6 protein-coding genes and 1 pseudogene are annotated in these 5,525 nt (G+C 71.8%); all 7 read left to right on the top strand.

Going from position 1 to position 5,525, the window contains the following annotated elements; genetic code table 11:
- The first annotated feature begins 34 nt into the window (after positions 1-34).
- Positions 35-859: a translation elongation factor Ts gene (gene tsf / locus HMPREF3159_RS05600; protein WP_010551357.1), complete on the top strand. Its 825-nt coding sequence runs from the start codon at positions 35-37 to the stop codon at positions 857-859.
- Between the two features lie 144 nt (positions 860-1,003).
- Positions 1,004-1,756, top strand: a complete 753-nt coding sequence (pyrH, locus tag HMPREF3159_RS05605; RefSeq protein WP_070500053.1) for a UMP kinase — start codon at positions 1,004-1,006, stop codon at positions 1,754-1,756.
- Positions 1,757-1,841: 85 nt separating this feature from the next.
- Positions 1,842-2,408 carry a ribosome recycling factor gene (gene frr / locus HMPREF3159_RS05610; RefSeq protein WP_070500054.1) on the top strand — a complete coding sequence of 189 codons (567 nt, stop codon included), beginning with the start codon at positions 1,842-1,844 and terminating at the stop codon, positions 2,406-2,408.
- Between the two features lie 45 nt (positions 2,409-2,453).
- Entirely contained in the window at positions 2,454-3,353 is a 900-nt protein-coding gene (locus HMPREF3159_RS05615; RefSeq protein ID WP_070500055.1) for a phosphatidate cytidylyltransferase, read from the top strand.
- Positions 3,350-4,624 carry a dual-specificity RNA methyltransferase RlmN gene (rlmN, locus tag HMPREF3159_RS05620; RefSeq protein WP_010551361.1) on the top strand — a complete coding sequence of 425 codons (1,275 nt, stop codon included), beginning with the start codon at positions 3,350-3,352 and terminating at the stop codon, positions 4,622-4,624. Before HMPREF3159_RS05615 ends, rlmN begins: the two co-directional genes overlap by 4 nt.
- Positions 4,625-4,734: 110 nt before the next feature.
- Positions 4,735-5,283: a DivIVA domain-containing protein gene (locus HMPREF3159_RS05625; RefSeq protein ID WP_010551362.1), complete on the top strand. Its 549-nt coding sequence runs from the start codon at positions 4,735-4,737 to the stop codon at positions 5,281-5,283.
- Positions 5,280-5,525: pseudogene (locus HMPREF3159_RS05630) on the top strand (1-deoxy-D-xylulose-5-phosphate reductoisomerase); the annotation flags it as partial. The gene HMPREF3159_RS05625 and the pseudogene HMPREF3159_RS05630, both read left to right, overlap by 4 nt.

Consider the following 5,525-nt stretch of genomic DNA (forward strand, 5'->3'; position numbering starts at 1 on the left):
ACCTCCCGAAGCAGCTCCCACAAGGAAGAGGAACATGGCCAACTACACGGCAGCAGACATCAAGGAGATCCGCGAGGCCACCGGCGCGGGCATGCTCGACGTCAAGAAGGCGCTCGACGAGGCGGACGGCGACAAGGCCAAGGCCGTCGAGGTCATCCGCGTCAAGGGCCTCAAGGGCATCGCCAAGCGCGAGGGCCGCACCGCCTCCGAGGGCCTCATCGCCTTCGACATCCGCGACAGCGCCGAGGGCCGCACCGGCACCCTCGTCGAGCTCAACTCCGAGACCGACTTCGTCGCCAAGAACGACAAGTTCGTGGCGCTCGGCGACGAGGCCGTGGCCGCCGCCGTCGAGTCCGGCGCCACCGAGCCCGAGCAGCTCGCCGAGACCCCCTTCGGCGAGGCGCTGACCAACGCCGGCGCGTCCATGGGCGAGAAGATCCTGGTGCGCCGCATCGGCCGCGTCTCCGGCGAGGCCGTCACCGAGTACATGCACCGCACCAACAAGGACCTGCCCCCGCAGGTCGGCGTGCTGGTCGCGACCGACGCGGCCGGCGCCGAGGTCGCGCGCGACGTCGCGATGCACATCGCCGCGTTCACCCCCGCGTACCTGAGCCGCGACGAGGTCCCCGCCGAGCTCGTCGAGAACGAGCGCCGCATCGCGCAGGAGACCGCCGAGAACGAGGGCAAGCCCGAGAAGGCGATCCCCAAGATCGTCGAGGGCCGCCTGAACGGGTTCTACAAGGAGAACGTCCTGCTCGACCAGGCCTTCGCGAAGGACCCGAAGAAGTCCGTCGGCCAGGTCGTCGAGGAGGCCGGCGGCACCGTCACCGGCTTCGTCCGCTTCCGCGTCGGCAACTGACGCCACCGGGCCGGGCCGGGCGCACTGCGCGCCCTCCCCGCCCGACGGCCACGTGAGCGTGGCCACCGCCCTGCGGCCCCGCACCATCGGTGCGGGGCCGCGCCGGTATCATCGCCGAGGACCCCGCGCGGAAGGACCCCTCCCATGACCCAGACGTTCACGTCCCCCATCCCTGTTCTGCCCAAGCGACAGGACGGGCGACGCGTCCTCCTGAAGCTCTCGGGCGAGGCCTTCGGCGGAGGCGCCGTGGGCGTCGACCCCGATGTGGTCTCCCGCATCGCGGCGGAGATCGCCGAGGGCGTGGCCCAGGGCGTCCAGTGCGCGATCGTCGTCGGCGGCGGCAACTTCTTCCGCGGCGCCGAGCTGTCCCAGCGCGGCATGGACCGCCGTCGCGCGGACTACATGGGCATGCTCGGCACGGTCATGAACTGCCTGGCCCTGCAGGACTTCCTCGAGCAGCGCGGGGTCTCCACCCGGGTCCAGACCGCGATCGAGATGGGCCAGGTCGCCGAGCCGTACATCCCGCTGCGCGCGGTGCGCCACCTGGAGAAGGGGCGCGTGGTCATCTTCGGCGCGGGCGCCGGCATGCCCTACTTCTCCACCGACACCGTCGCCGTCCAGCGCGCGCTCGAGATCGGCTGCGAGGAGGTCCTGATGGCGAAGAACGGCGTGGACGGCGTCTACGACGCCGACCCCCGCACCAACCCCGACGCCGCGAAGCTCGAGCACGTCACCTACGGCGACGCGCTCCAGCGCGGCCTCAAGGTCGTGGACTCCACCGCCTTCAGCCTCTGCATGGACAACGCCCAGCAGATGATGGTCTTCGGCCTCGACGCCCCGGGGAACATCACCCGGGCGATGCGCGGCGACCGGATCGGCACCGTCGTCACCAAGTGACACCGGCCCGCAGGTCGCGGCGCCCGGACGCCGCGACGTGCGGGACAATGGACCCGAACACCCTTCGACAACCGAGGAGCACCCCGTGAGCGACGACACCGCGAGCATCCTGAAGGACGCCCAGTCCAAGATGACCAAGACCGTCGAGGTGACCAAGGACGAGTTCACCGCGATCCGCACCGGCCGGGCGAGCGCCGCGATCTTCCAGGGGATCACGGTCGAGTACTACGGCGCGCCGACCCCGCTGAACCAGCTGGCCTCGCTGCAGTTCCCCGAGGCCCGCACCGTCATCGTCACCCCCTACGACAAGACGGCGATGTCCGCGACCGAGACCGCCCTGCGCGAGTCCGATCTCGGCGTGAACCCGACCAACAACGGCGACACCCTGCGCGTGGTGCTGCCGGCGCTGACCGAGGAGCGCCGCCGCGACTACGTCAAGCTCGCCCGCACCAAGGCCGAGGACGGCCGCATCGCGATCCGCGGCTCCCGCGGCAATGCGAAGAAGGCCATCGAGAAGCTGGTGAAGGACGGGGAGATCGGCGAGGACGAGGGCGCACGCGCCGAGAAGGACCTCGAGGCCCTGACCAAGAAGTTCATCGAGCAGGTCGACGAGGCGCTCGCCCTCAAGGAGACCGAGCTCGAGACCGTCTGAGCCGCGGAGCCGCCGCCCCGCCGTGCAGACCGTGAGCGCTCCGCGATGAGCACCTCCGCGCCGGACCCCGCCGCAGCGACCGCCTCGACCTCCGTCGAGGCGGTCGCTGTCGCGCCGGAAGGCGAGCACGCCAAGCGGCGCGGCCCCGGCCGGAACCTCCCCGCCGCGATCGGCGTCGGCCTCGCGCTCGTGGCGGTGCTGGCGCTGTCCGTGCTGGTGGTGCCGCAGGCGTTCCCGGTCCTCGCGGCCATCGCGATGGTCGCCGCGGTGCTCGAGCTCACCCGGGCGCTCGCCCACGGAGGGCTCGAGGCCCCGGCCGTGCCGCTGCTGGTCGGCGTGATCGGGATGGTCGTCTCGACCGTCGTGTTCGGGGCGGAGGGGCTGATGCTCTCCACCGCCGCCGCGGTCTGCGTGCTGATCCTGTGGCGGGTCAGCGAGTCGATGGGCCTGACCGCCCTGCGCGACGTCGCCGGGGGAGTGTTCGCCCTGGCCTGGGTGCCCTTCCTCGGCTGCTTCCTGCTCCTGCTGATGCAGCGGGACCAGGGAGCGATGCTGGTGCTGCTCGCCGTGCTCGGCCCCGTCGGCAACGACGTCGGCGGCTACATCGCCGGGGTGCTCTTCGGCCGCCACCCGATGGCGCCCGGCATCAGCCCGAAGAAGAGCTGGGAGGGCTTCGCGGGCTCGCTCGTGCTCGGCACCGCGATGGTCACCCTGATCGCGGTGCTCGCGCTCGAGCTGCCCTGGTGGGTGGGGGTCGCGATCGGTGCGGTGCTGGTCGTGGTCTCCACCTGCGGGGACCTCGCCGAGTCGCTGCTGAAGCGGGACCTAGGCATCAAGGACATGGGGCACCTGCTGCCCGGACACGGGGGCGTGCTGGACCGGGTGGACTCGATCCTCCTGGCCGCCCCCACCACCTACGTCATGCTGGAGGTACTGCTGCCATGAACGAGACCCCGCCTCGCACCCCTGCCGCAGGGACGAGCAACCCCGACCTCTCCCGCGAGGCCGTCCCCGGGCAGAAGGTCGCCCTCGCCCCCGGCCAGCTGCAGCTGCGTCCCACCCGTCGTGGGAAGCCGCCGGCGCACCTGGCCGACCTCACGCTCGAGGAGCGGATCGAGGCGGTGAAGGAGATGGGCCTGCCCGGCTTCCGCGCCAAGCAGCTCTCGGTGCACTACTTCGAGCACTTCACCACGGATCCCGAGGACCTCACCGACATCCCCAAGGACCTCCGCCAGCAGCTCGTGGACCGCTTCTTCCCGCCGCTGCTGAGCGTCGTCTCGCGCCAGAGCGCGGACCATGGCGCCACGCAGAAGTTCCTGTGGAAGCTGTTCGACGGCCCGATGGTCGAGTCCGTGCTCATGCGCTACAGCGACCGGGTCACCCTGTGCATCTCCTCGGAGGCGGGCTGCGGCATGAACTGCCCCTTCTGCGCGACCGGGCAGATGGGCCTGACCCGCAACCTCTCCACCGCCGAGATCCTCGAGCAGGTGCGGATCGCGAACCGGATGCTCGCCAGCGGCGAGCTGCCCGGCGGCCCCGGCCGCGTCTCGAACATCGTGTTCATGGGCATGGGGGAGCCGCTGGCGAACTACCGCCCCGTCGCGACCACCTGCAAGCGGCTGAACGCCCCGGCCCCGGAGGGGTTCGGGATGGGCGCCCGCCACATCACCGTCTCCACCGTCGGCCTCGCCCCGGCGGTCCGCAAGCTCACAGCGGAGAAGATCCCGGTCACCCTCGCGGTCTCGCTGCACGCCCCGGACGATGCGCTGCGTGACGAGCTGGTGCCGATCAACACCCGCTTCGACGTCGACGAGATCCTCGATGCGGCCTGGGAGTACTTCGAGACCACCGGCCGACGGGTCTCCATCGAGTACGCGCTGATCCGGGACATCAACGATCAGGCCCACCGCGCCCAGCTGCTCGCCGACCGGCTGATCGCCAAGGGCGGGGCGCACTGGATCCACGTCAACCCCATCCCGCTGAACCCCGTCAAGGGCTCGAAGTGGACCGCCTCGGATCCCCTGGTCGAGAAGCGCTTCGTGGAGATCCTGCGGGACAACGGCATCTCCGCCACGATCCGCGACACCCGCGGCTCCGACATCGACGGCGCCTGCGGCCAGCTCGCCGCCGAGGTGATCGAGTCCGACGCCCATCGCGAGGACCGCGAGGCGCGCGTCGCCCGGGTCGAGGCGGTCGCCTCGGCCGTCGCCGACTGACGCTGCGACCCGGCCCTGTCCGGGAGCGCAGGCACCCAGCACGCCTCCCCGAATCGCCCCTCCCACGCCGCTACAGTGGGACACCGACAGCACCGAGGAAGGACCACCAGGTGAGCACATCGTTCGAGCGTGTCTCGCGCTTCAGCGTCGGATACGACATGCGCGAGGTCGACGAGTTCCTCTCCCGCGCCCGCAAGGCCTACGAGGGCCGCGACCCGTCCTTCGACGGCTCCGACATCACCGCGGCGAGCTTCGGCACCGAGCGCGGCGGCTACGACATGCGCGTGGTCGACGAGGCGCTGGACCGCCTCTCCGACGCGTTCGCACTGCAGGCCCGCGATGACGCCATCGCCGCCCAGGGCGAGGAGGCGTGGGTCGCGCAGCTCACCGAGCGCGCCGAGACCCTCAAGGAGCGGCTCGAGCGCCCCGCAGGCGACCGCTTCGCCCCGGCCGCGCAGGGCGAGCCCGCCTACGACAAGGGCGACGTCGACGCCCTGTGCGACCAGCTCGTCGCCTACTTCACCGACGGCCACCCGATGAGCGTGGACGACGTGCGCCGCGCCGCCTTCGGCCGCCGCCGCGGCCCCGAGGGCTACCGCGAGGCCGTGGTCGACGTGTACCTCGACCATGTCGCGGACGTGATGGCCTCCGTGCCGTGATCGGCGCCGCCCCCCGGCGCCTGGTCCTGCTGGGGTCCACCGGCTCCATCGGCACGCAGGCGCTCGACGTCCTCGCCCGCTACGGGAACGTCGCGACCCTCCACGGCCTCGCCGTCGGCGGCACCCGGCCCGGCCTCGTCGCCGAGCAGGTGCTCGCGCACCGCCCCGCCGAGCTCGTCGTCTCCGATCCCGCCCGGGCCGTCGCGGTGCGCGAGGCCGTCGAGGCGGCCTGCGCCGCCGCC

Source organism: Brachybacterium sp. HMSC06H03, assembly GCF_001807385.1.
In the GTDB taxonomy this organism is placed as follows: domain Bacteria; phylum Actinomycetota; class Actinomycetes; order Actinomycetales; family Dermabacteraceae; genus Brachybacterium; species Brachybacterium conglomeratum.